Genomic DNA, 390 nt, shown 5'->3' with positions numbered 1-390 from the left:
GCCCAGTGACGGGCTGAAGTGGTACTCCACGGCCGGCGCCAGGGTGACGCTGCGGCTGGCCGGGCGATGCTCGTCGATGCGTTCGAAACCACCGCTGGCGTTGCGCGCGAAACCCCTCAGGCGCTGGCCGGTCTCGCGGCTGGCGGCCACTTCCATCACGCCCACCCAGCGCGGATTGAAGCTGTACTCGGCGCCGACCGACAGGCCCAGCACCGACCCCCGGGAGATGTGCCCCTGGAAGCTGTCGTCGGTGCCGTAGACGCTGGCCCCGGAGATCGCCGTCCGCGACGGCGCAGGCCCGGCGCTGAGCTGGGCACGCCAGCGCAGCGGGCGGTCGTTACCCAGCCAGACCACCTGCTGCACGCCCAATGCGGCAGTGGTGCGCTGCAC

Annotated in this window: 1 protein-coding gene; it reads right to left on the bottom strand. The window is 72.1% G+C overall.

Annotation, left to right across the window (positions count from 1 at the left end; all coding sequences use genetic code 11):
- Positions 1–390, bottom strand: a 390-nt coding sequence (locus EEB19_RS26660; protein ID WP_222930015.1) for a hypothetical protein, incomplete at both ends; no start/stop codon positions are given.

This window comes from Gordonia sp. OPL2 (assembly GCF_003797825.1).
Lineage (GTDB): Bacteria > Actinomycetota > Actinomycetes > Mycobacteriales > Mycobacteriaceae > Gordonia.
Note: the sequence above shows the minus strand (reverse complement) of the source record. Positions and strands in the feature narration are given on the sequence as shown.